Origin of the sequence: Nocardia sp. JMUB6875, assembly GCF_041154655.1 — a bacterium.
Classification (GTDB): Bacteria; Actinomycetota; Actinomycetes; order Mycobacteriales; family Mycobacteriaceae; genus Nocardia.
This window is the reverse complement of sequence record NZ_BAAFGR010000094.1, coordinates 1-24,445: the sequence shown is the minus strand read 5'-3', so window position 1 is coordinate 24,445 and position 24,445 is coordinate 1. Positions and strand designations below refer to the sequence as shown.

The 24,445-nt window shown below is 66.2% G+C and carries 24 protein-coding genes; 13 read left to right on the top strand and 11 right to left on the bottom strand.

Annotation, left to right across the window (positions count from 1 at the left end; translation table 11 throughout):
• Window positions 1-27: 27 nt before the first annotated feature.
• The 5 genes from ACAM49_RS23445 to ACAM49_RS23425 form a co-directional block, all read right to left on the bottom strand.
• Complete coding sequence (locus tag ACAM49_RS23445) at window positions 28-303, bottom strand: DUF2277 domain-containing protein (RefSeq protein WP_369637705.1); 276 nt, start codon at window positions 301-303, stop codon at window positions 28-30.
• Between the two features lie 48 nt (window positions 304-351).
• Entirely contained in the window at window positions 352-870 is a 519-nt protein-coding gene (locus ACAM49_RS23440) for a methylated-DNA--[protein]-cysteine S-methyltransferase (protein ID WP_369637704.1), read from the bottom strand.
• On the bottom strand, window positions 867-2,396 hold the full coding sequence (locus ACAM49_RS23435; RefSeq protein ID WP_369637703.1) for an Ada metal-binding domain-containing protein: 1,530 nt from the start codon (window positions 2,394-2,396) through the stop codon (window positions 867-869). The genes ACAM49_RS23440 and ACAM49_RS23435 overlap by 4 nt, the downstream gene beginning before the upstream one ends.
• A 68-nt stretch (window positions 2,397-2,464) precedes the next feature.
• Window positions 2,465-2,704, bottom strand: a complete 240-nt coding sequence (locus tag ACAM49_RS23430) for a YbdD/YjiX family protein (RefSeq protein WP_369637702.1) — start codon at window positions 2,702-2,704, stop codon at window positions 2,465-2,467.
• A gap of 7 nt (window positions 2,705-2,711) precedes the next feature.
• Window positions 2,712-5,039, bottom strand: a complete 2,328-nt coding sequence (locus ACAM49_RS23425; protein ID WP_369637701.1) for a carbon starvation CstA family protein — start codon at window positions 5,037-5,039, stop codon at window positions 2,712-2,714.
• 347 nt (window positions 5,040-5,386) lie between these two features.
• Between ACAM49_RS23425 and ACAM49_RS23420 the strand changes: the two genes are divergently transcribed.
• The 5 genes from ACAM49_RS23420 to ACAM49_RS23400 all read left to right on the top strand — a co-directional run bounded on the left by ACAM49_RS23420 (window position 5,387) and on the right by ACAM49_RS23400 (window position 10,138).
• Window positions 5,387-6,679 carry a sugar ABC transporter substrate-binding protein gene (locus ACAM49_RS23420; protein WP_369637710.1) on the top strand — a complete coding sequence of 431 codons (1,293 nt, stop codon included), beginning with the start codon at window positions 5,387-5,389 and terminating at the stop codon, window positions 6,677-6,679.
• Window positions 6,676-7,560 carry a carbohydrate ABC transporter permease gene (locus tag ACAM49_RS23415; protein WP_369637700.1) on the top strand — a complete coding sequence of 295 codons (885 nt, stop codon included), beginning with the start codon at window positions 6,676-6,678 and terminating at the stop codon, window positions 7,558-7,560. The genes ACAM49_RS23420 and ACAM49_RS23415 overlap by 4 nt, the downstream gene beginning before the upstream one ends.
• Window positions 7,557-8,381: a carbohydrate ABC transporter permease gene (locus ACAM49_RS23410; RefSeq protein ID WP_369637699.1), complete on the top strand. Its 825-nt coding sequence runs from the start codon at window positions 7,557-7,559 to the stop codon at window positions 8,379-8,381. The genes ACAM49_RS23415 and ACAM49_RS23410 overlap by 4 nt, the downstream gene beginning before the upstream one ends.
• A 10-nt stretch (window positions 8,382-8,391) precedes the next feature.
• Entirely contained in the window at window positions 8,392-9,267 is an 876-nt protein-coding gene (locus ACAM49_RS23405) for a S1 family peptidase (protein WP_369637698.1), read from the top strand.
• Between the two features lie 67 nt (window positions 9,268-9,334).
• A complete protein-coding gene (locus ACAM49_RS23400; RefSeq protein WP_369637697.1) occupies window positions 9,335-10,138 on the top strand; it encodes a helix-turn-helix domain-containing protein in 804 nt (267 codons plus the stop codon).
• Here the strand turns inward: ACAM49_RS23400 and ACAM49_RS23395 are convergent.
• Window positions 10,129-11,091: a helix-turn-helix transcriptional regulator gene (locus ACAM49_RS23395; RefSeq protein WP_369637696.1), complete on the bottom strand. Its 963-nt coding sequence runs from the start codon at window positions 11,089-11,091 to the stop codon at window positions 10,129-10,131. The genes ACAM49_RS23400 and ACAM49_RS23395 overlap by 10 nt on opposite strands.
• A gap of 101 nt (window positions 11,092-11,192) precedes the next feature.
• On the opposite strand from ACAM49_RS23395, the gene ACAM49_RS23390 reads away from it, so the two are divergent.
• The gene (locus tag ACAM49_RS23390; RefSeq protein WP_369637695.1) at window positions 11,193-11,822 is read left to right on the top strand and encodes a TIGR03086 family metal-binding protein; all 630 of its coding nucleotides are present in this window, start codon (window positions 11,193-11,195) and stop codon (window positions 11,820-11,822) included.
• 92 nt (window positions 11,823-11,914) lie between these two features.
• A complete protein-coding gene (gene ychF / locus ACAM49_RS23385; RefSeq protein ID WP_369637694.1) occupies window positions 11,915-13,009 on the top strand; it encodes a redox-regulated ATPase YchF in 1,095 nt (364 codons plus the stop codon).
• A 387-nt stretch (window positions 13,010-13,396) separates the two neighbouring features.
• Here ychF and ACAM49_RS23380 read toward each other — a convergent pair whose 3' ends face one another.
• Window positions 13,397-13,819 carry a hypothetical protein gene (locus tag ACAM49_RS23380; protein WP_369637693.1) on the bottom strand — a complete coding sequence of 141 codons (423 nt, stop codon included), beginning with the start codon at window positions 13,817-13,819 and terminating at the stop codon, window positions 13,397-13,399.
• A 102-nt stretch (window positions 13,820-13,921) separates the two neighbouring features.
• Window positions 13,922-16,360, bottom strand: a complete 2,439-nt coding sequence (locus ACAM49_RS23375) for a hypothetical protein (protein ID WP_369637692.1) — start codon at window positions 16,358-16,360, stop codon at window positions 13,922-13,924.
• Window positions 16,361-17,243: 883 nt separating this feature from the next.
• On the opposite strand from ACAM49_RS23375, the gene ACAM49_RS23370 reads away from it, so the two are divergent.
• Window positions 17,244-17,744 carry a hypothetical protein gene (locus ACAM49_RS23370; RefSeq protein ID WP_369637691.1) on the top strand — a complete coding sequence of 167 codons (501 nt, stop codon included), beginning with the start codon at window positions 17,244-17,246 and terminating at the stop codon, window positions 17,742-17,744.
• Between the two features lie 233 nt (window positions 17,745-17,977).
• Here ACAM49_RS23370 and ACAM49_RS23365 read toward each other — a convergent pair whose 3' ends face one another.
• Window positions 17,978-18,361, bottom strand: a complete 384-nt coding sequence (locus ACAM49_RS23365) for a hypothetical protein (RefSeq protein WP_369637690.1) — start codon at window positions 18,359-18,361, stop codon at window positions 17,978-17,980.
• A 184-nt stretch (window positions 18,362-18,545) separates the two neighbouring features.
• Window positions 18,546-19,028, bottom strand: coding sequence for a macro domain-containing protein (locus ACAM49_RS23360; RefSeq protein ID WP_369637689.1), 483 nt, complete (start codon window positions 19,026-19,028; stop codon window positions 18,546-18,548).
• A 243-nt stretch (window positions 19,029-19,271) separates the two neighbouring features.
• Here ACAM49_RS23360 and ACAM49_RS23355 point away from each other — a divergent pair, with 243 nt between their 5' ends.
• From ACAM49_RS23355 to ACAM49_RS23345, 3 genes are all read left to right on the top strand, one after another.
• Window positions 19,272-19,526: a hypothetical protein gene (locus ACAM49_RS23355; RefSeq protein ID WP_369637688.1), complete on the top strand. Its 255-nt coding sequence runs from the start codon at window positions 19,272-19,274 to the stop codon at window positions 19,524-19,526.
• A 360-nt stretch (window positions 19,527-19,886) separates the two neighbouring features.
• The gene (locus ACAM49_RS23350) at window positions 19,887-20,516 is read left to right on the top strand and encodes a hypothetical protein (protein ID WP_369637687.1); all 630 of its coding nucleotides are present in this window, start codon (window positions 19,887-19,889) and stop codon (window positions 20,514-20,516) included.
• Between the two features lie 234 nt (window positions 20,517-20,750).
• Window positions 20,751-21,179, top strand: coding sequence for a DoxX family protein (locus ACAM49_RS23345; RefSeq protein ID WP_369637686.1), 429 nt, complete (start codon window positions 20,751-20,753; stop codon window positions 21,177-21,179).
• Window positions 21,180-21,290: 111 nt separating this feature from the next.
• On the opposite strand, the gene ACAM49_RS23340 is transcribed toward ACAM49_RS23345, so the two are convergent.
• Window positions 21,291-22,181: a LysR family transcriptional regulator gene (locus ACAM49_RS23340; protein ID WP_369637685.1), complete on the bottom strand. Its 891-nt coding sequence runs from the start codon at window positions 22,179-22,181 to the stop codon at window positions 21,291-21,293.
• A gap of 125 nt (window positions 22,182-22,306) precedes the next feature.
• Between ACAM49_RS23340 and ACAM49_RS23335 the strand changes: the two genes are divergently transcribed.
• Window positions 22,307-23,497, top strand: a complete 1,191-nt coding sequence (locus tag ACAM49_RS23335) for an NAD(P)/FAD-dependent oxidoreductase (RefSeq protein ID WP_369637684.1) — start codon at window positions 22,307-22,309, stop codon at window positions 23,495-23,497.
• 6 nt (window positions 23,498-23,503) lie between these two features.
• The gene (locus tag ACAM49_RS23330) at window positions 23,504-24,325 is read left to right on the top strand and encodes a sigma-70 family RNA polymerase sigma factor (protein ID WP_369637683.1); all 822 of its coding nucleotides are present in this window, start codon (window positions 23,504-23,506) and stop codon (window positions 24,323-24,325) included.
• The last annotated feature ends 120 nt before the right edge of the window (window positions 24,326-24,445 follow it).

Genomic DNA, 24,445 nt, shown 5'->3' with positions numbered 1-24,445 from the left:
TAGCGCGCTGGCCGACGATGCGGCGGGCTAGTTGATGCGGGAGTAGCGGATTTGGGCTCGGGCCTTGGCCTTGGCGGCTTCGACCTCGCGGTCCTTGGGCGGGGCGTTGGTGGTGAGACCGGCCAGGAGACGGGTGGTCGCGGCGGCTACCTCCTCGACCGCGAGGTCGAAGACTTCCTGGTTGGCCTGGGAGGGTTTGGTGGTTCCGCTGATCTTGCGGACGTATTGCAGGGCGGCCGCGTGCACCTCGTCCGGGGTGGCCGGCGGCTCGAAATTGTGCAGGGTGTGGATGTTGCGGCACATGGTTGCGAGGGTACGCCGGGGGTCTGACGCGGCCGGTCGGACAAGAGGTCAGAGGGCCTCGTGGTCGAGGAGCCAGCGTTTGATGGGGAGGCCGTAGCGGAAGCCGCCGAGGGTGCCGTCGGTGCGGAGGACCCGGTGGCAGGGGACGAAGAGCGCGGCGGCATTGCGGGCGCAGGCGTTGGCGGCGGCGCGGGTGGCGGCGGGGCGGCCGGAGACGGTCGCGAACTCGGTGTAGGTGATGGGGGTACCAGCCGGGACCTTGCGGAGGATTTCCCAGGCGTGGGTGAGGAACGGGCCGGAGGACTGCCGGACGGTGATGACGTCGATGGCGGTGAGATCGCCCTCGTGATAGGCGGCGATCGCCTGGGAGACCGCGCCGAGGGAGTCGCGCTCGCGCAGGGAGGCAGGGCGGAGGGTGGGGTGGATCAGGACGCGCAGGGCCTCCGAGTCGGCGCTCCAGCCGGAGGCCAGGACCGCGCCGTCGGCGTCCACGATGGCGGTGAACGGCCCCGCAGGGGTGGTCGTGGTGGTGAAATCCGCTGTGGTGGCGGTGTTTTCGAGGCTCACTGCGGTGTCCTCCGGGTCGGGGATGTCTTCGGGCCGTCGGCCGGGTGGGCGAGGGCGTATTTCCACAGGTGCATGGTGAGGTACGAGCGCCACGGCGAGAAGCGGGCGGTGTCGGCGAGGTCGATGCCGAGCAGGCCCGCGCCCCGGCGGACGATCAGGTCGGAGTGCAGCAGCACGTCCGGATCGGCGAGCAGGCGCATGGTGACGTAGTCGGCGGTCCAGGGGCCGACGCCGTCCAGGGCCAGCAGGTCGCGGCGCAGGTCGGCGGCGGTGCGGCCGGAGTGCAGCACCAGATCGCCGGTGGAGATGGCCTTGGCCGCGCCGACAATGGCGTCCACCCGCCGCCCCGGCCCGGTCAGCACCTCCGAGCCGTGTTCGGCGATGGCCTCGGCGGTCGGGAACAGGTGCGGGATAGGCCCGGCGATGGCCTCGCCCAGCCCCTGCACCAGGCGCGCGGTGTGCGTATTGGCCGCCGCCACCGAGATCTGCTGTCCGATCATGGTGCGCAGCAACAACTCCGGGCCGTCCAGGCAGCCCGGCACCCGGATGCCCGGGGGCAGCGTGATGCCGCCGCCGTCGCCCGAAACGTGCGGGTGCACCGGGCTGCCCGCCATGCTCGCGGTCAGGGCCTCGTCGATGCCGACGGGGTCGGCGTCCAGATCCAGGAAGTGCCGGATGCGCGCCACGGTGGGCGCGAGATCGCGCATGTCCTGCAGCGACAGCGAGGCGCGGACGTGACCGGGCTGAATCGACAGCCGAATGGTGGTGTGCCCGTGCGGAGTTCGCAGGCTGCGGGTGTAGACCCCGTGCTCCCACAGCTCCAGCCCGGGCACGGTGTGCGCGGCCAGGAACCACTCCAGCCAGGACTGGTCCAGCGGCTCCCGGTAGGGCAGTCGCAGGGTGAGCAGCCCGTTGGTGGCGGGCAGCGTATCGCCGTTGCGGCGGCGCGATTCCTCGCGCAGCGTCGTCGGGCTGACCGCGAACACCTCGCGCACCGTGTCGTTGAACTGCCGGATGCTGGCGAATCCCGCCGCGAACGCGATATCCGACATGGACAGCCGCGTGGTCTGGATCAGCAGTCGCGCGGTGTGCGCGCGGTGCGCCCGCGCCAAAGCCAGTGGGCCCGCGCCGAGTTCACTGGTCAGCACGCGAGTCAATTGACGCTGGGAGTATCCGAGCGCATCGGCCAGCGCGGGTACACCGCCGCGTTCGATGACCCCGTCGCCGATCAATCGCATGGCGCGGGAGGCCAGATCGGCATTGGTGTTCCACTGCGGCGACCCCGGCGCGGCATCGGGCAGGCAGCGCCGGCAGGCGCGAAAACCGTGCTGCTGCGCGGCCGCCGCCGTGGGCAGGAAGGTGACATTGGTCCGTTTCGGCGTGATCGCCGGACAGGAAGGGCGGCAATAAATTCCGGTAGTGCGCACCGCGGTCACGAAATGCCCGTCGAACCGAGCATCCCGGGTTGCCACGGCGCGGTAGCAACGCTCGAAATCCAATTCGTTCGCACTCACGGAATCCACCATGTCAGTCCCGCGCACCCGCCGCTAGCGGAAAATAGCCATGAGCGTCGGCGGAAATCCGCCAGGGCGATCTAGCAGCAGCGATTGCCCGGATTCTTGGTGGCCGCGTCGTGCCGGTCGCGCCAGTAATCCCGCTCGCTGCGGATCTCACAGCCCGGATGGTGCAACCGCTGATGCTGGACGTAGCGCTCGTAGTCGTTGCCGCCCAGGATCGAGTTGAACCACCAGACAATGGCTTTCAGCGCCCGGACCAGGGCGAGCCCCGCCGCCCGCAGCAGACCTGCGGACGGCGGGGCATCGGGGGTACTCATGGCCACGTCAGTGACTCAGGACCGAGGCCGCGCCGGGTGCGCGCACCTTGCCCTCGGCGACCAGGGTGTCCCATTCCTGCTGGACCTCCTTCTCCGCCTTGGTGGCGACGAAGCCCTTCGGGCCGAAGATCTTCGACGGCTCCTCCAGCGATTCGGTGACCTCGCCGCCGCCGTTGCGGATGGCGCGCAGGCACACCCACGCGCCGACCAGCGCCACGATCAACACCATCACGGCGAACACGATCGACAGGGTGCCCTGGATGAAGGTGTTCCGGATGATCTTGTCCATATTGCTGATCTGCAGATTCAGCGCCGCGACATCCTTGACGCCCTTCGGCAGCTGACCCGCATCGCGCGCGGCGATGAAGGCGTTCTGCTTGTCGATGGTGTTGTAGTGCAGCGTCCAGTAGCCGATCTTCGGGTCGCCCGAGAAGATCTTCTGGAACGAGGCCGTCATGGTCACGGTCAGGTCCCAGAGCAGCGGAATCCCCGGAATCCAGGCCCATTTCACCAGGCCCTTCTTCACCACGATGGCCAGCACCACGGTCAGCGCGATGGCGGCCAGCAGCTGGTTGGAGATGCCGAACAGCGGGTACAGGGTGTTGATGCCGCCCAGCGGATCGGTGACGCCCATGAGCAGCACCGAACCCCACGCCGCCACCACGATGCCGGAGCAGATGAACACGCCCGGCCACCACGACGGATCACGGAACTTCTTGGCCGCGCCGCCCAGGTTGCCCAGCGAATCCGAGAGCATGAACCGCGCGACACGGGTGCCCGCGTCGATCGTGGTGAGGATGAACAGCGCCTCGAACATGATCGCGAAGTGGTACCAGAACGCCTTGAGCGAGGCGCCGCCGATGAACTTGTGCATGACCTCGGTCATGCCGATGGCCAGCGTCGGCGCGCCACCGGTGCGGGAGTACACGCGGGACTCGCCCGTGCCCGCCGCGACGTCGTTCAGGTACTGCCCGTCGATCGGATTGCCGCTCAGCCCCAGCTTGTTCACGCTGTCGGCCGCGGCCTGCGCCGAGGTCATGCCCGGGGTGTTGATGGCGAAGTACAGGTGCTGGTCCAGGATCGAGGCCGCGATGATGGCCATGACCGCCACGAAGGACTCCATGAGCATGCCGCCGTAGCCGATCATGCGCGCCTGCGACTGCTTCTCCAGCAGCTTCGGCGTCGTGCCCGAGGACACCAGCGAATGGAAGCCCGACAGCGCGCCACACGCGATGGTGATGAACAGGAACGGGAACAGGCTGCCCGCGAAGGACGGGCCATTGCTGTTGCTCGCGAACTGGGAGACCGCGGGGGCCTTCAGCACCGGCATGGTGACCACCACGCCGAGGGCCAGCAGGGCGATGGTGCCGATCTTCATGAAGGTCGACAGGTAGTCGCGCGGGGCGAGCAGCATCCACACCGGCAGCACCGAGGCGACGAAGCCGTAGATGATCAGCATCCACGAGATGGTGGTGCCCGACAGGGTGAACCAGTCACGGCCCCAGCCGGATCCGGCGACCCAGTTGCCGGAGATGATGGCCAGCAGCAGCAGCGCGAAGCCGATGATCGAGACCTCGCCGACCTTGCCCGGCCGGATGAAGCGCAGGTACATGCCCATGAACAGGGCGATCGGGATGGTCATGGCGATGGAGAACACGCCCCACGGGCTGCCGCCCTCGAGCGCACCGGTCGCCGGGTTCTTGGTCGCCGCAAGGGCATTCACCACGACGATGCCGAGCACCGCGAGCAGGATCATCATGATCACCAGCACCGCGATGATGGCCGCGATGCCGCCGACCACGCCGAGTTCGTCGCGCGCCATCTGACCCAGCGAGCGGCCGCGCCGCTTCACCGAGGCCCACAGCACCAGGTAGTCCTGGACCGCGCCCGCCAGCACCACGCCGACGATGATCCAGATGGTGCCGGGCAGGTAGCCCATCTGCGCGGCCAGCACCGGACCGACCAACGGGCCCGCGCCCGCGATGGCCGCGAAGTGGTGGCCGAACAGGACCCGGCGGTCCATCGGCATGTAGTCCTTGCCGTTCTCCATGGCCTCGGCCGGAGTGGCGACGTCATCGCGCGGCTTGGTGATCTTGTATTCGATGAGCCGGGCGTAGAACTGATACGCGAGCACATAGGTGCAGATGGCGGCCACCACGATCCACACCGCGTTGACGTTCTCGCCGCGCGCGAAGCCGAGGATCGCCCAGGCGATCGCGCCGATCACGGCGATGGCGAGGAAGATGCCCTTCTTGCGGGGCGTCATGGGCGTCCGGTCCACCACACCTACCGGAGGTAGGTCGGGGTCCGTCCGGAGGTATTCGATGGTCGCCATGCGACAACTCTCCCGTGCGGTACTGCGGTTCTAACAGAATTGGTCTCAACGTAGCCCAACCGGTACGCATGTGAACCGGCTTTGACCAGCCGTTCAACTTCGTATCCGGCCGCCGGGTACGGGTGGCCCGGGGGACGCTGAGCCGGGCGTGGCGGGGGTGGTGCGGTCCGGCTGATGCCCACGGGTGCGCGTGTTTTCGGCGCGTCGCGGGTTGCTCCCCGTATGCTGCCATGCCGGTACGAGATCTAGGTCACTGCGGTCCTTTAGTTCGTTTAGTTCACGGAGATATATCTTTGGCGAGCGATTCGGGGGCTTTGGCCGGCGCTTCGGGGGCCCGGCCCGGCGTCATGGATCGGCGTACCCTGCTGCGCACCGCCGCCCTGGCCGGTGCGATGGCCGCCGGGGGCTGCGCGGGCGGGGACGACGACGCGGTCACCTTCTTCTTCCAGGCGCGGCCCGAGGAGGCGCGAGCGCGGCTGCGCATCATCGACGAATTCCAGCGGCGGCGACCGGATATCCGCATCCGGACCATCATGTCGGGGCCGGATCCATTGCAGCAGATGCTGACCTACTGCGCGGGCGGGAAGTGCCCGGACGTGCTGATGGCGTGGGAGCTGCTCTACGCCGGACTGGCGGATCGCGGGGTGCTGGTCGATCTGCGCGAGTTCCTGGACCGGGAACCGGATTACGCCGCCCGGCTGCGCGCGGACGGGTACGCGACGCTGCGCGACACGTTCGTCTGGGACGGCGGGCAGTACGCGTTGCCGGAGCAGTGGTCGGGGGTGTTCCTCTACTACAACCGGAAGCTGTTCGCCGACGCGGGGATTCGGCCGCCGACGCGGTGGTCGGAAGCCTGGTCCTTCGATGAATTCCTCGCTGCCGCACAGGCATTGACCCACGGCGACGGCCGCACCCGACAGTGGGGTTTCGTGGATGCCTGGGTGCCGTACTTCTCCGCCGCCTGCTTCGGGATGAACAATGGCACCGAATGGTTCAGTCCGCCGGTGCGGCCCACGCGCACCAATCTCGGCGATCCGCGGTTCGCGGCCGGGCTCCAGTTCTACGCCGACCTCGCGGTGAAGCATCGGGTCTCGCCCAGTGTCGGTGACCGGCAATCGGTTTCGGCGCAGGACCTGTTCCGGAGCGGCCGCGCGGCCATGCTCATGGGCGGGCACTGGCTGTACTCGGAATTCACCGGACGCGACGACCTCGACTTCGATGTGACGGTGCTGCCGGTCGGGCCGCACAGGGGTCCGGGGGCGATCACCGATATCGGGAGTACCGGGCTGGCGATTGCCGCCGCCAGTCCGCGGCGCGAAAAGGCCTGGGAGTTTGTGAAATTCGCGACCGGGCCGGAGGGGCAGGCCATTATCGCGGAGTCCGGGCTGTTCGTGCCGGTGCTGCGCTCGGCCATGGAATCGCCGGGCTTCGCGGCGGCGCATCCGACATTGCGCAATCTCGAGGTGTTCACCGAGGGGCCGGACAATTCCCGGCCGCTGGCGGTGACGCCGCTGTGGGGCAAGGTGGAAGCGCTGCTCGAGCGGGGCTGCAATCGGGTGCTGCGCGGCGCGGCCGCGGCGGAATCGCTGGGCGGGCAGACCACCGCCGATATCGATCAGCTGTTGCGGGCGGCGGTATGACGCTCGAGCGGCGGCGGGCGCGGGCCGGACGGCTGTTCGTGGCGCCGAATCTGGCCGCTATTGTGGTGTTTCTGCTGTTCCCGCTGGGGTTTTCGCTGTACCTGAGTTTTCATTCGTGGGATCTGTTCAGCCCGCCGCGTTTCGTGGGGGTGGCGAACTATCGGCGCTTGTTCTCCGATGACCCGCTGTTCTACATAGCCCTGCGCAATACGGCGGTGTTCACGGTGCTGACCCTCGTGCCGACCGTCGCGATCAGCCTCGGGGTCGCCGCGCTGCTGAATCGGAAACTGCGCGGTGTCGGCATCTTCCGGACCCTGGCGTTCCTGCCACTGGTGGCGTCCACGGTCGCCATGGCGGTGGTGTTCCGCTTCATCTTCGCCAGCGACGACGAGCTGGCCAACATGCTGCTGGGTTGGGTCGGGCTCGGCCCCGTCCCGTGGCTGACCGATCCGCAATGGGCCATGGTGTCGCTGAGCCTGGTGACGGTGTGGAAATCCGTGCCGTTCGCGACCGTGATCCTGCTGGCCGCCATGCAGGGCGTGCCCGAAAACCTTTACGAGGCAGCCAAAATCGATGGCGCGGGCGGATTCCGCCGGTTCCTGTCGATCACCGTGCCGCTGATCCGCGGGGCGCTGTCGTTCGTCCTGGTCATCACGGTCATCAATTCGGTGCAGGCCTTCGACCAGGCCTATGCGCTGACCGGCAGCAACGGCGGACCCGAGACCGGCACCTACGTGCTGGGAATCATGTTGTTCCAGAACGCCTTCCGCTTCTACGAGGTCGGCTATGCCTCGGCGCTGGCGTGGGTGATCTTCGCGATCCTGCTGGTGTTCACGGTGATCCAGCAGTGGCTATCGCGGCGGGCGGAGGCCGAACTGTGAAGCGGCGCTTGCTCATCGGTCTGCTGACCTACCTGGCCTTGATCGCGGTCGCGTGGTCGGCGCTCACCCCGATCCTGTGGTCGGTCTCTGCCTCGTTGAAGTCCGAGGGTGAGATGACCGACGTGGCCCCGCTGCCCGCCCATCCCCAATGGTCCAACTACCGCGAGGCTTTCGACGTCATCCCGCTCGGCCGCATGCTCCTCAACACCGTCCTCTACGCCGCCTGCGTCACGGCCGGTCAGGTCTTCTTCTGCTCCCTGGCCGGCTACGCCTTCGCCCGCCTGCGCTTCCCCGGCCGCGAGTTCCTCTTCGTCGGCTACCTGGCCACCCTCATGGTCCCGCTGACCGTCACCGTCATCCCGCAGTTCCTGCTCATGCGCGCCTTCGGCTGGATGGACACCCCCTGGTCGATGATCGTCCCCGGTCTGTTCGGCAGCGCCTTCGGCACCTACCTCATGCGCCAGTTCTTCCGCACCCTCCCGATCGAATTGGAGGAGGCCGCCACCCTCGACGGCTGCACCCCCTGGCAGATCTATTGGCGAGTCCTGCTGCCCCACACCAAACCCGCCGTCATGGTCCTGGCCGTCCTCACCTGGATCACCGTCTGGAACGACTTCCTCTGGCCGCTGATCATGATCCAGCGCAACACCTACGCCACCGCCACCCTCGGCCTCATCCGCCTGCAAGGCCAATACACCACCAACTGGCCCCTCCTCATGGCCGCCGCCACCGTGATCCTGCTCCCACTGCTGCTGATCTACGCCATAGCCCAACGCGCCTTCGTACGCGGGATCGCACTCTCCGGCCTCGGCGGTCGCTAGTTTCATTCGCATGGCCAACTACTTGCGTCGGCAAGCCGGGCGATCATGCCGCGCCGTCGTGGTGTCCCTCGCCCTGTTGTCGGCCGCACCGGCCGTCGGGCATGCGGAACCGCAGATCACCGGGGGCGACCGCTTCGTGAACAGCGCCGGGTCGGGCTGCTCGTGGGCCTTCAACGCCATCGACGCCGACGGCAATCCGGCCGCGATCACCGCGGGCCACTGCGACCCGGCCGCGGAGCAGGACGATCCGGCCGCCGCACCCGGACGGACCTTCGCGCTGGAGCCGACGGTGAAGCTCGGCCCGCAGACCGGCACGTTCGAGAAATCCGTGCTCGACGGCGTCCGCGATTACGGCATCGTGCGGATCGCCGATCCCGCCCGAGACTCCTTCCGCAACAACCTGGTTCGCACCGCGACCGGGACGATTCCGATCACCGGTGTCGGCATCCCCGTGGTCGGCGCACCGGTCTGTAAATACGGCGCCACCACCGGGTTGACCTGCGGCGTCATCCTCGCCGTCGACCAGCCCGACCCCAACCGCCCACCCGTCCGCTTCACCCACACCGCCCTGTCCCTCCCCGGCGACAGCGGCGGCGCCCTCTTCTCCGGCACCCTCGCCATCGGCATCGTCAGCCAGGGCGGCTACACCGACACCCCCACCGAATTCCCCACCGAACGGCCCGATCCCGTACCCGCCGTGACCCTTCCGGCGCCGCTGGACCAAATCGCGAAGCGCCTCCTGGCCGGCGACGGCCGCCCCACATTCGAACAGCTCGCGCCCCTTGTCGACGCCATCATCCGCGCCCACCCCCAATTCACGATGATCGCCCAATCCGTCGCCGACGTCCTCGCCGAAAACCCCGGCCTCCGACTCCGAACCGGCTGACCGACGAATTCCGGCCCGCCGTGCCGCGCCTGCGATAACTCGGGGTTTGTCCAGCTCCGCGTGCCCGGTGATAATTCGGGACGTGTCGCACCAAGGAATTCGCTCGGTTGGCTCGGGCGGAGTCACTCAGCCGACACTGGGAACCCTGCTCCGCCGGTTGCGTGATGCCCGGGGCATAACGCGGGATCGGCTCGCGGAAGCCACGAGTGTCAGCGCCAGCTACATCACGCATCTGGAAAACGGGGAACGGGGACGCCCCACGCATGCGGTCATCGAGGCGTTGGCCCGGCATCTGCATGACGTGCGGCCGCTGACCGATGCCGAGCGGCGGCACCTGTTCGATCTCGCGGGGGTGGCGGAACCGGTGCTGCCGACCGTCGAGGAACTGCGGGCCGAACTGTCGCCCGGCGCGATCGAAACCCTGCACCGCCACGACCCGCTGCCCGCCGCCTACCTCGACACCCGGTCGAACATTCTGTTCTGCAACGACTCCTACCGGCGCACCTTCGCCGGCATCGTGGACGCCGGCAGCATCCTGCACTGGTGCTTCCTCGAACCCCGGTCGAAACAGGTGCTGGTCGAATGGGATGAAGAGGTCGCGCGCACGGTGGCGCTGGTCCACGGCTTCATGGGCCGGTCCGAACGCCCCGACTGGTGGTCCGGGCTGATCGACGACCTCTCCGCCGTCCCGGAATTCCAGCGCATCTGGAATTCCGGCGAAGCCGCCTACGGTCGCGACCCCGCCTGGATGACCATTCGCGACCTCGCCACCGACGAGGTCTACCAACTCGATCTGCGCCTGTTCCAATCCGATTCGGTGAACTATCGAGAGCGCATTCTTTTCGTGGCGGGCTTCGGAATTCAGCGCTGAGGCACCGGTTCGGTTGCCGCGGTATAGCGGTCGGCGAGGGTGCGGATGTGGGCGACGAGCTCCGGGGGAGAGTCGACCCGGAAGTCCATCATCAGCATGCTGAGGAAGATGGCGATGGTCTCCAGGCGGTCGGCGCCGGTCAGCAGATGGCAGGAGGAGTCGTCCACCGGTTCGACCACGCCGACCGTGGGATTGATCCGGGCGATGACGGTTTCGGCGGGGGCCAGGACCGTGACGCGGGCGTGGACTTGCCAACCGGTGGAGGCTATTTCGCGCAGAACGAAGGCGACCAGGTCGGAATCGGGCAGGGCGCGGGGCGCGAAAACGCGCGTGCCGGTGGCGATTTCGTTCAGCGACGCCACCGGGAGGGCGCGCCAGGTGTGGGTGTCCAGGGCGTAGGCGACCAGATACCAGCGGCGTTGCCAGCTGATCAGGCGGTACGGCTCCAGCTCGCGATCGTCGGCGCGGACGGTGGTGCGGGCGCGGATCGAGGTGGCGAGGGTGGCGAGGGTTTCGGCGGGGACGGGGGCGTCCGGTTCGCGGGAGCCGGTGACGGCCGGGCCGATATCGGTGACGGAGCGCAGCGCGGTCACCTTGCGCTGCAGGCGTTTCGGGAGGATACGGTCCAATTTCGCCTGGGCGCGTTCGAGATTCGCCTGAATGTCGGCGATACCGGTGCTGCCGTCGGCGGCCACGTTCATGGCGACGGCCACCGCCACGGCCTCCTCGTCGTCGAGCAACAACGGGGGCATGGTCGCACCCTGGCCCAGGCGGTAGCCGCCGACGGGACCGCGGTCGGCGTGCACGGGATAGCCGAGTTCGCGCAGCCGGGCGATGTCCTGACGCAGCGTGCGGTCGGTGACCGAGAGGCGTTCCGCCAGCTCACGGCCGGTGTGGCTGCGGTCCTGGAGCAGCGACAGCAGGCGCAGCAGGCGGGTTGTGGTGGAGGTCACAGTAGCGCCTTTCGGTCGGCCGGAACTATTAGGAAGAAATCTAGCCTAATTGGGTCATACCTTTATCTCAACGGATCGAAACGACCTGAGAGGCAAGAACAATGAGCACCAACCCGCAGACCGACACCACCCCCGCCGCCGCCCTCGCCCCGGTCTGGCGCGATGTGCTCGCCGCCTCGCACCGCGCGCTCATCGACGTGGTCGCCGGGATCGGCGCCGACCAGTGGGACAACGCCACCCCCTGCTCGGAATGGACTGTCACCCAGGTGATCCAGCACGCCGCCGGTGACCAGCTGGCCTACGCCAAGTTCCTCGGCATCGGAGACGGCCCGTCCTACAACCCCTTCGAGCCCTCCGGCGCCATCGAGGGCGGTGCCGCCGAATTGGTCTCCGCCGCAATCGAACCCACCGCTGCCGCCTGGGCCACCGTCTCCGACGACACCGAGACCGTCCCGACCCCGCTGCCGCACGGCGAGCTCCCGACCCCGGTCGCCGGAGTGATGTGCGCGCTCGACGCGGCCGTGCACGCCTGGGACATCGCCATCGGCACCGGCCAGCCCTCGCCGCTCACCGACGAACTGGCCGGGCACCTGCTGACCGCCGCCGACGGTTTGATCGAGCCGCTGCGCAACTACGGCGTCTTCGCCGCGGTCGTCGAGGGCGCGCCCGCGAGCGACACCCCGGTGGTCGACCGGTTGCTCGCCTACCTCGGCCGCGACCCGCGCGCCTGAGTGACCGCGAACCGAACAGGCCGGTGGCGGGGTAGCCGCCCCGGTACCGGCCTGACGTAGTGGGCCGACGGTCCAGGTAGACTCCCTCTCTCGTGAGTCTCACCCTCGGAATCGTCGGCCTGCCCAACGTCGGAAAGTCGACGCTGTTCAACGCCTTGACGCGCAATGACGTGCTGGCCGCGAACTACCCCTTCGCCACCATCGAGCCGAATGTCGGCGTGGTGCCGCTGCCGGATCCGCGGTTGGGCAAGCTGGCCGAGATCTTCGGTTCGGAGCGCCAGGTGCCCGCGGTCGTGTCGTTCGTCGACATCGCGGGCATCGTGAAGGGCGCCTCCGAGGGTGCGGGCCTGGGCAACAAGTTCCTCGCCAATATCCGTGAGGCCGACGCCATCTGCCAGGTGGTCCGCGTCTTCGCCGACGACGACGTGATCCACGTCGACGGCAAGGTCGACCCGCTGTCGGACATCGAGGTCATCGAGACCGAGCTCATCCTCGCCGACCTGCAGACCCTGGAGAAGGCCGTCGTCCGGCTGGAGAAGGAAGCCAAGGTCAAGAAGGACCGCAAGCCGGTCGCCGACGCCGCCAAGCAGGCGCAGGAGATCCTCAACTCCGGCAAGACCCTGTTCGCCGCGCGCAACCAGGTCGACACCGAGCTGCTCAAGGAACTCTCGCTGCTCACCATCAAGCCGTTCCTCTACGTCTTCAACGCCGACGAGTCGATCCTCACCGACGAGGCCAAGAAGGCCGAGCTGAAGGCCGCCGTCGCCCCCGCCGACGCCGTCTTCCTCGACGCCAAGGTGGAGGCCGAACTCCTCGAACTCGACGAGGAATCCGCCCTCGAACTCCTCGAATCCATCGGCCAGACCGAGCCCGGCCTGCACGCCCTGGCCCGCGCCGGCTTCCACACCCTCGGCCTGCAGACCTACCTCACCGCCGGCCCCAAGGAAGCCCGGGCCTGGACCATCCACCAGGGCGACACCGCCCCCAAGGCCGCCGGCGTCATCCACACCGACTTCGAACGCGGCTTCATCAAGGCCGAAATCGTCGCCTTCAACGACCTCGTCGAAGCCGGCTCCATGGCCGCCGCCAAGTCCGCCGGCAAGGTCCGCATGGAAGGCAAGGACTACGTCATGGTCGACGGCGACGTAGTCGAATTCCGAAGCGGATTAGCCTCTGCGAAGAAGTAGCGCAGCGCGCGCATCGCTGCTGGTAGAGACTCTACTGATCCCCCGTCGGGTATCCGGGCGGGGCTCTGTCGTTCGGTCGGCACCGCCCGCTGGCCGATTCGGTCAGCGCGACAACCCGGACGATCGTGTGCGGGGACATGACGCCTTGTGTACACCGTGTGACGCATGTCCTTGTAGTGCGCGGTGCCGAATGCGAACCGGAGTACCGACTTAGATGAGCGAGCCTATGCCCACCGCAGAGCAGGCTAGCCCGTACCTCGCCTCTCCATCCATCGGCGGAAGCCGCAGCGCAGTGTATTGGCAGCTCAGCGCAGCGAATCAGGCTGTCGGGCGGCGGGATTCTGCACAATGCTGTCTGGGATCCGTTCGGAACCAAGGGGGCGAAGATCAGCGTTCTCGTCGCATGAGGGACTCCCACTCGCCGAATCTGGGAAGGTCCTCCCAGAGCTTCGAGACATCGACGCCATTACGGTCGACTACTTCACGAGCGCTGGTGTCATGATCGATGGTTACTTCCCGCAAAGTCCCGTCGGTTGAGAAAGTTAGGAACTGCACATGATTCGCGCCTGAAAGGGACTCGGCCGAGCGATTAGGGTACGAATAGCTGACAATATTGGACAAGAACAATCTGTCATTCAATTTCTGGAATCCATAGTTTAGGACCTGCCGACCCTCGTCGTCCAAGAACCACGCGCCTAGGTGATCGTTGCCCCAGCTGACCTCCAGAATGCAATCCGGAAGTTCCTTGAGCCGGGCCTCGAAGATGGCCACGGTATAATCGCCAGACGAACTGTCAAGCCCCTCGGCCACGCTCTCTGTGTAAGGATCTATCGGTTCTTGTGTATCGAAATTCCAGCGGCGGCAGTACGTAATTTCACCCAATTTTGTCACATCTCCCATCGGTTCGCGTATTCAGTAGATCTTACCATTTACGTCTCGAATTCTTATGCCGAGCCTAACGGCTTCCTTTAGAACTGTGGCGGGTACGGGCCTGGCCTGGACTGGAACTTCAAGTATCATTCTTCCGATCAGTGGTGTACCGATCAGAGAATTGCCCAGGTCTCTGACATTGGTAGGAGTGTTTGCAATCTTGGTCCCGGGTTTGTAGTGTCGTTCCAACTGTCTCAGATATTCGATCGCGGTCTCGGGGGTAATGTCGGCGAGTTGGGTGAATTTTCGTGAGACTATTTCCTGTCCTGGTACGTAGGAGTCTACCCGGCGGTACTGTCCCTTTCTTGTCTTTGGCTCGACATGAACCTCATTGGCGCCGCCTCTGCTGGCATAAATCGGTTCTCGTTGCCTATTGAAAACATTGCCAGGCTCGACTATCTTTCGAACCCAATCTGGCATCGACGATGCCGCTTTCTTGGCAGTGTCAAATTTGCTGGCGATCCATTTCGTCGGCCCACCGAATGCGTCGCCGAATCGGCCGTATTCCACTACTCTTGGGGCGAGCGAAGCAGGGACGCCTACCGGGGCGGTACGCATGCCCCCGAATCCATCGAATAGATTCCGGAATGCCAGTTGGATCGTCGTGTCAACCTTCGCTGTCATGGCGGATCCGACATCTACGAGTTGACGGCCGATAGTCGAAGCGAGTTGACTCGTCGCGCCCTGAACAGCGCGCGTCGAACTGGGGACGAAGCGCGATGCCGCGTTGGCGCTCTGCTTTGCCGACTGCAGAATTCGGGGAACAAGGTTTGCTGTACCAGACTCGCTGCTGACCCCGGCGAGGCTCCGGTCGAGCCGCGTCGTCGTACCAGCCAATCCGGTGAAGCTTGTGGCGCCTCGCGTGATGAGTGTGCTGGTGGCGAGTTGGATTCCGGTTTCGGAGATGCCTTTGGCGGCGAGTTCGCGGGCGATGAGGCGGGCGCCGAGCATGAGGCCGGCGCGGTAACCGAGTTCGGGCAGGCCGCTGACGGTGAGGATGGCGTCCCAGTAGAGGCGGGAGTCGTCTGTGACGTTGCCGGCGTCGGCGTGGCCCGACCATACGGGCACGGTGATGCCGTCGAAGGTTTTGAAGGTGGTGGAGTCGAAGCCGGTGTAGTCGCCGCTCTGCAGGGCGGTCAGGTTGCCGTTCTTGTCGAAAGTGGCTGTGGCGGTGCGTTGCTCACCTTTTCGGTTCTTGTAGGTCCAGTCCTGGGTGCTGGTGCCGTCGGATGCGGTGATGATGGGGCCGCGGGCGGTGACGGGGTCGCTGCGCCAGGTGCCGGTCAACGGGTCGAACTGATTGCCGTAGTTCGGGCCGCCGATCATGTCGTTGTAGCGATCGATCGGCACGGTGATGCCGTCGGGCTGAAGCACGACGCGGGTGAGGTCGGGGTTGGTGATGATGCTGTACGGTGCGCCGTTGGTGCGCCCAGGGACGGTGACGACCTGCACGGTGTCGCCGTCGGGTCCGGTGATCACGGTGACCGGAGCGCCGAGAACGCCGGGGCGGAAGTCGGCTTCGGTGGTGGTGCCGTCGAGGTTGTATTCGGTGACGTGTCCGCCGAGGCCGTCGGGGTCGAGTTGCACGATCTCGGCGGGCGTCTTGGACCCGGGTGCGGGTTCTTTAATGACGGTGCCGTCGGCGTAGCGCACGGAGTGGGAGCCGTCGGGGTTTGCGGTCCAGGTGGTGAGGTGGCCGTAGCCGTCGTCGACGGAGCGGACTTGGGTGACTGCGCCGCCGATGCTGGTGATGGTGGTGTCGCGGCTGAGTCCGCCGCTGCCGAGGACGATGTCGGATTCGGCGGTGGCGATGAGCAGGCCGTTGCGGTCGAGGACGTCGGTTTTGTTGTGGCCGGTGACCGGGTCTGTGGTTCCGATGATGGTGGTTTGGTCGGCACCGGTGGTGACGGTGGTGTTGCCGCTGGGCAGAGCGACGGTTTGACCGGGGGCGGGTGGGCCGGCGACCAGGACTGTGTTGAGGTCGTCGGCGCTGCCCACTGGTGGTGGTGCGGTTTGCACTCCACCACCGAGACCGAGGTCGGCCAATGTCGGCGCGGGATCGCTTGTGCCGACCGGGTTTTGAGACGCCGGAGGCTGCGGCTGTGGTTGCTGTTGGGCTTGGGGTGCGGGCTGAGGTTGTGGCTGGGGTGCCGGGGCGGCCGGCGCTGGATTGGTCTTCTGGTCGATCGTCTCCGGCAGTTTCGGGTCCGGCATCTTCGGCATGATCGGTGCCGGACCTGCGACATCGTGCAGGGCGGGTGCGGAGAAAAGTGCAGGGGCAGAACGGTATTCCTCTGTTCCTCTGTCGATCAGGTCCTGCGCGGCTCTGATCCGCCGGAACTTGAGGGCCGCGTCGGCGGCCGATCGGACTGTGAAATCGAAGACCCGGGCTTCGTCAGGTGGTTTGATGGGTTCGGGCACAAGGCACCTCGCGCATGAAAAAACCGCCATGCCTGAGGCAGTGGCGGTTTCAATGGATTGGGATCGAGCGCTCAGCGTGCGGCGAACCTCCAGCCTGGGGCGACTACTAGGCTGATTCACGTATTCCGGGTAGTCGTGGCGAGCACCTTCCTCACTTCATCGAAGACGGCAATTTGCCTGATCGATGCAGGGATAGCTCAGCTTTGGCACGAGCATGGAGTGCGTGACGTCACCGAAGTGGTGAAGGACATACAGCAGGCAAGGACACGGCTGTAGCGCTGCATCTACCTTCACCTAACGCGTCGCCTCTGTCAACCTTCCTGGACGCAATCGGGTTCGCGCACAATCGCTACCAGCGCAAACCTCTCGGGAAACGTGCTCGAGGACAAGTGGCGAGGACCATCGATGCGAGCAGGCGGCAAGTAGCACAGGCTCACAACGCGGGTACCTCGCTCATCTGACGATGGGCAACCTCGGGTGGAGCCCGGTGTGGTGCAGAGGTTATTCGGCTCCGGAACGTGAGCCGAGGGATAAACAGCGTGTTTGACGTGCAGGTATTCGAGCGAACCTCGGTCGAATTCCGAAGCGGAGTAGCCTCACCGTCAAAGAACAAGTGACCTGCGGGCAAACCGCCTGCGTGCAGACTCATTGAGCCCCGCCCGGTGTTCCGGGCGGGGCTCAGCTGCGTCTTGGCTATCCGCAGTGCCAGTTCGATCAGCGCGCGCCTCGCGGCGTTTCGGGATGGCCTGCGGCCGACAGATCCGTGCACTCGCAACGAGTGTCGGATTCTGCTGATCTCGATAGATTCCGGCTCGAGCGCGGGCCGCGAGATACTGTGGCGTGAGCGGCAATTGGTTCAACGCCGCAGTGGGGGAGGTATCCCGTGGGGACAGCGGCCATCGCTGCGGTCGCAGCACTACTCGGCGTCGCTTTGGGGCGATTGTGGGACACGCGAGCTGAAGCCACACGCTGGCGTCGCGACCAGACGATGACCGCCTACCAAACATTGTCAGAAGCGTTCCGTGCCAGCTACGACGATATCCAGACCATCGCCTTCGCCGACCCGACCGACCCTGATTACGCCATCACGGTGCGGACCGTTCTCACGACCGGAAACCACCGATGGCACGATGCCGCGACCGCCGTCTGGATCTATGGCGCTCCGGCCACCATCGGCGCCGCGGCAGCCATGGGTCGCGAGTTGACCTCTCTTCATGCCGACGCGGTCGAAACGAAGTTCACTACCGAACGATGGGCCGTTGCCCGTGTCCCAGCTCGCCGGGCCTTCGAGACGTACCTCGGCGCAGTCCGGCAGGCCCTGCACCTCACGCCTGTGCCAGATGCCTTCTACGATGACGGCCCGCCAGAACCGGGAACAACGTAGGCCAGAAGCTGGACAGGAATTCCCGCACCGGTCGGCGGTGGCCGTTTCGAACCGCGCACTATGCGGCAATAGAGTGCGTTCGATCAGGTCGTCTCGTGAACTGTCTCGCGGTTGCGGCTGCGAACCTGTTGCTTCAGTTCGGGACTGGATAGCCACATTTCAATAAGGATTCAGGCGACGAGTGCGGCGGCCATTCAGGGCGCGGAGGTCTGCGTGTTGGTCGGCGCTGGCGATCACCAGATGACGATCCCACCGTTCACGCCGAGAGCACGCCCTACCGCAATCTGGATGTGCGCTAGACGGGACGCGACCGCATCCATCACCATCAGATGTGTCGCATCTGGCCACGGCGGATACGGGAACGGGGCGATCACGCTGAGGTTGTCGCTGAGCCTGGCACATTCACCCGCGAACTGCAGCACCTCCTCAGGCTCGACCCACAGATTGTCCTCGGCCAGGATCGGAAAAAACCGCGCGCCCAGCTCGCGGACGGCCGCATTACCCCACACCTCGGTGCGCCAGCGCTCGAACCCGGCCAGGTCCATCCAACCCTCCGGCGCGTCGAGGAACGACGTCTCACCGTCCTGGCGAACGAAGACGTGCACGGTCAGGCTCACGGAGGCCACTGAATCACACCCGCAGGTATCGGTCCAAAGAGGTTTTCGGTTTTGGCCGCCTTACGATCTAGATGAGGCGACATCCGAAGCTCCCTCTGCTTATGCGAACATCCTGTGCCGCAATGGCACTCGTGCTGTCGACCGACCCGTAAGCGGCAGTGCAGGACGTTCTCGAGCACCAGGATCATTCCAGGTCGTATACAACGACACTGATGCCACGGCTGGACAAACGCGCGTGAATGAGAGGTTCGATCCGGCTCCAGGTTCCGCCTGCCAGGCCGCATCCGATCCGCGGCATGTGTACCGAGGCGTTCGATACCGCGGCGAACTCGGCGAGTTTCTCCAGGGCCTGATCGACGGCCCCGTAGCGAATCGGTGGTCCGTCGGCGCTCGATCGGATGCCGTGTTGGCCGATCATGTTGGCTACGTGGACATCTGGTGCGACCCGGACGAACTGCACCGCGCCCAGACCGAAGTCGTTGGACTCGCGCTGCCTGTACCAGTCCCGGTAAGCACGCTCGGGTTGCTTCCATCGTGCGGACACAGCGACGACGAAGCCTTTGCCCCAGCGGCCGAGGTCGTTGCAGATATGCGCGATGACCGCGGATCCGTCGGCATTGGGGACGGTCGCGTCCCCGGTCTTGTAGATGATCTCGGTCATGCTCATGGTGTCCTCCCGCGCCGAACATAGACGCGGGTACCGACATCACCCCCGGTGACCCCGAACCGACCCGCCCAGGTTGCGGCGAGAGCGGGTATTCGCGCTCGTAGCAATCGTTGAGACAGACTGTCACTCACGCGTTTCCTGGCGGTCCTGTTCCGAGGTGGTCAGCATGGCTCACCACGGATCAAGGGCAGCTGATCGTCGGGACCATTTTCATGTCAGTGAACTGATTGGGGCTTGGAAAGCATGACCGGCAATACCTTTCAAGGGCGACAGATAGAGATCACCGATTTCAGCGATATCAGCGTCGATCAGCGAGTCTTCGAGTTCACCGACCCGGCCATACCCAGGCGTGGCTCCCACTTCGCCATTGCAGTCCCGGACCCGGACGAGGGGAACGGGTCATGGACCGATGCGGTGGTGAGCCTGGACGTCAACGAGGTTCCCGTTGATCTGCTGCTGTGGGCGATCGCAAAGGCCAAGGAGATTTCTGGGTTGTAAGGGCTCTCAGAGGTCCCGGTGATCCCGCGGCCTGCAGCAGACTGCCTTGGTGATGGACAAACCGGGCAGCACTAGGAAAACGGCAGTCCACGACGCTCGGCCCGTACCAAATCGATACTGCCGGTTGATCTTCCCGATGTGTCACGCTCACCGTTCCGAACAGGAGGTCAGTAGACAGCTCTGACGGGGCAATCGCAGTGCGACCCATGGCCAGTTCAGAGCGCGCTCATCGGCATGAGCGCGCACTTGAGTGCACTGGAGCCAGCGTCGTTCGTGATCGGTTGGGGCTTGGTGCGGCTGGCTGGTGACAGGTGAAGCCGATCGGATGGATAATCCGGGTGTGGGGCGGATCTGATCGGCTTGGCCGTGGCGGGTGTCGGTGTGTTCGGCACGTTTGGTGCGGCGGTGGCTGCGCAGTGGGCGGCGTTGAGGGGCAAGCGCCTTGACGCTGAGATCCAGCGGGGGCACCAGGCTGAGCAGCATGCTGAGTCGGTGCGTGTGCGGGAGCGTGAGCAGAAGCAGTCGGTGTATTCGGGGTTCAGTGCTGCGGCTCGGAATTATCGAATGGAGTTGCACCACTGTGTGATGGAGCTGGAGCGGGGTAGGTCGGCCGATGTTGCGAAGCTGGAGGGTGAACGTGCGGATTACCGTGAGGTGTATGCGCAAGCCCAGATGATCGTGCCCGACCGGGTGCTGACGGTCGCTTCCGAAGTCGATCTATGCCTGGGTAATTCGTACCGCGCGGTGTGCAACATGATTGATCATGCCGACGCGGATGTGCTGGGTCGGTTACATCTGTGGCTGGATACCTCAATGTCGGATGCGGTCTGGTTGCTTCGACAGGTGCTCCGTGAGGATCTGGGGGTCGCAACCTTGGCAGCAGATCTCGAAGCCAGGGTGTCGACATTGTCCTCGGCGCGGGCCATTCAGTTCGACCCGGGAGCGGGTGCGGCGAGCTGCAACCTCAAGGGTGATGTTGGCTCGCAGTAGCCGGCCGAGCCCTACGACGGTTGGTCGGGGCTGCGGATAGAGGTTATTCGGCTCCGGAACGTGAGTCGAGGCCTGAACAGGGCGTTTGACGTGCAGATATTCGGCGGCGTGGTGGTCGAATTCCGATTCAACGTCTGAAATTTTTTCGACTGCGGCGATGAGTTTTCTGGACCGCCCCCGTCCTTACCGGTGAACGCGCTACCAACCCGGCGCTACGACCCAGAAGGACATGAAATGACCGCCATCGCCGCCACCCAGACCACCGCCGCCGTCCAGCCCGGCAAGGTTCGCAACCGGGTTCTGTGGACCCTGCAGATCGTGCTCGGGCTGTTCTTCGTGATCGCCTCCGGCGGTCCGAAGCTTGTCATGCCGCAGACGCTGATCGAGAACAACCACACCGCCGCTTCGATTTCGTTGGGGCTGTTGGTGTTCATCGGTCTGGCCGAGGTCGCGGGCGGTGTCGGCCTGATGGTGCCGCGGCTGACGGCGGCCGCTGCGAGCGGCCTGGCGATCGTCACGTTCCTCGCCGCCGGTTACAACGCCTTCCTGGCCCAGACCCCGGAGCTGGCTCCGTTCCCGCTGGTGCTGTCGGCGATCTTCGTCTGGATCGCCTACGAGCGGCGGGCCTCGCTCACCGCACTGGGCGCGCTGATCAAGCGATGACCCACCCATAACGTCCGGCTACCGGCGGCATCCAGCCGCCGGTAGCCGCGTTGTGCGTTGCGGGGACGGTCCGGTCGGGTTGGTCGGGCCGTCCCATCGACTTCTGTTGTCTCACAGGTGGATCGGTCCGAATTCGGTGGCGGCGTGGGCCAGGGCGCGGATCGCGGGGCTGTCGGAGCTGGAGCGCCAGGTCAGTGCCCATTGCAGGGTGGGGGCGTCGGGCATGGGTAGGAAGACGATGCCCGGCGGGCTGTTGTAGCGGGCGGCGATCTCGCCCAGCGGATGGACGCATTGGCCGGACGCGACCAGCGAGACGATCTCGTGGAAGGTGCGGGCGATCGGCCCGCGGGGGATTCGGCGGCCCTGCGGTGTGCGGGTGGGGACCATGGCCGAAACCCAGTACTCGGGGGCATCGGGACCGAAATCGACGACGTGATTGTCGGCGAGGTCCTCCAGGGAGGCGAAGCCGCGCGCCGCCAGCGGATGCCCGGTGGCGACGGCCAGCACGCGGCGACCGGTGAGCACGGTGGGGCCGACGGTGAGGTCGGGTTCGACGACCGGCAGCCACAGCACGTTCACGTCGTGGGCTCCACTGCGGAGTGCGTTGAACGGGTCGGCGCCGTTGATCTCGCCGAAGGTGACATCGGTTCCGGGATAACGGGTTCGGAACGCGTCCATCAGCGGCCGCAGTTCGTGTCCGGCGTGCCCGAATACGCCGATCTTCAAGGTCTGGCCCGCGCTCAATCCCGCGGCTTCGGCACGGGCGAGTGCGGCTTGGAGCAGGTCGTGGACCTGCTGCAGGTCTTCGCGCAGGCGGCGGCCCACCACTGTCAGCTGGACGCGGCGACTGGTGCGTTCGAACAATGCCGTGCCGATGCGTCGTTCCTGAGCGCGGATGGCCTGGCTGACGCGGGCCTGGGAGACGTGCAGGCGTTCGGCGGTGCGGCCGAAGTGCAATTCCTCGGCCAGCGTCAGGAAGATCTCGATATCGCGTAGCTCCACGAATAACTCCAGGGTTATCGATCAGTCCACGAAGCTTACGTTGATCGATCCCCGGCGCGGCGCGAGGCTTGGTTCGTCACCGTGAACCGGTGCCCGAAACCCTCACCGAGCGAAGGAAATTCATCATGGACAACAAGCACGAAGTCGTCGTGGTCGGCGGTGGATACGCCGGTGTCATGGCGGCCAATCGCCTGACCCAGCGTGACGATGTCCGGGTGCGGGTGATCAATCCCCGCCGGGTTTTCGTCCCGCGGCTGCGGTTGCACCAGTTGGTGGGCGAGACCCACGAGGCGGTCGTGGATTACGAAGACATCCTGGCCGAGCAGGTCGAGCTGGTGGTCGACAGCGTGACACGGATCGACCCCGCCGCCCGGACGGTGGTGCTCGACGGCGGCGGCGAAATCGCCTACGACTACCTGATCTACGCGGTGGGCAGCGGCATCCCCACGCCGCCGGTGCCCGGTGCGGCCGAATTCGCCTACCCGGTAGCGACTTTGGAGGCCGCGCAGCGGCTGCGGTCGGTGCTCCTCGATACCCCCATGACGGCCTCGGTGACGGTGATCGGCGGCGGCCCGACCGGCGTCGAGACCGCCGCGGAACTGGCCGAGCAGGGACGCAAGGTCACCCTGGTCTGCGGGAGTTCGCTGGTGCCGTACCTGCATCCCAAGGCGCGGCGCACGGCCCACAAGTACCTGGCCAAGCTGGGCGTGGCCGTCATCGAGGGCCCGGAGGCGGCCGTCACCGAGGTGACTCGCGATGCCGTGCGCCTCGGCGCCGACTGGACCCTGAAGAGCGACCTCACGATCTGGACGGCGGGTTTCGGCGTGCCCGACCTGGCCGGCCGCAGCGGGCTGCGCACCGACGCCGCCGGGCGCCTGCTCACCGACGAGACGCTGACCAGCGTCGACGACGACCGCATCATCGCGGCGGGCGACTGCTCGGCACCCTCGGACCTGCCGTTCCGGATGAGCGCCTACGTCGCCTACTGCCTGGGCGCGCAGGCCGCCGACACGCTGTTGGCTCGGCTCGCGGGCGAGCAGGCCCGGCCCGTCGACCTGGCGTTTCCCGCCATGTGCCTGAGCTTCGGCCGGGACGCGGGGATCTACCAGCTGGGCCACAAGGACGAGACCGCCATGCGGCTGTATTTCGGTGGGGCCGTGGGCAAGAAGCTCAAGGAGATCGCCTGCGAGGCCGGGATCAAGCACCTGGCGGCGGAGGCGAAGAAGCCCGGCTCCCACCGCTGGTTCAAGGACGGCACGTACCGCCCGGCGCGGCTGCGGGCCCAGAGCGACGGCACCGCGGTACCGGTCGCGTAGGACCACATGGACGCCACCTCCGAGTTTCTCGAGCATCGCAACCTGCTCTTCACCATCGCCCACGCGATGCTCGGATCCGCGGCCGATGCCGAGGACATGCTGCGGGAAACCTGGCTGCACTGGCAGCACACCGACCGCGGCCAGGTCGGCGAACCGCGCACCCATCTGGTGCGCATCCTCACCCGCCGGTCCGCGCACCGGCTGCGAGCCGGCGAACGCCGCGGCGAATCCGCTTCCCGCCCTTGGCTCCCCGCGTCGCTACCGACCCCTCCGGACGCCGTCGCCAATATCGAACTGGCCGAGAGCATGTCGATGGCCTTGCTGTCGGCCCTGGAGACGCTCGCCCCGACCGAGCGCGCCGTGTATCTGCTGCGCGAGTCGTTCGACATCGGTTATGACGAGATCGCCGCCGCGGTAGGCATGACCGCCGCCGAGGTCCGTCAGCTCGCGTACCGTGCCCGCCGCCACGTCACCGTCCGCCGCCCCCAGCGGGTGGTCTCCGCGGACCGGGCGCGGGCCGCGGCGGACTCGTTGCGGCAAGCACTGAACACCGCGGACGCTCAGGCTCTGCTCGACGTGCTGGCTCCCGACGTCGTCCTCGTCAGCGACGCGGGCGGCGACGGGTCCGCGATGCGGCCGATCACCGGAGCCGACAAGGTGACCCAATTCCTCGTCGGCAGGCGCGCGGCACCGCTCGCATGCGAAACCGTCACCACCAACGGCATCGCCGCCCTGTCCGTCCAACTCGACCCCGAACTCGACGGCACCCTGGCGATCAGCCTCGACGAAGACCGAATCACCGGTCTCTACTTCGTCCGCAGTCCCTAGGTCAGCTTGGGGTTTGGAAGCCGCCGAGTTGTTGTTCGAGGAGTTCGGCCAGGCGTAGCGGGGTGCGGTCTTCGAACATCGGGCCGATGAGTTGGACTCCTACGGGGAGGTTTTCGGGGG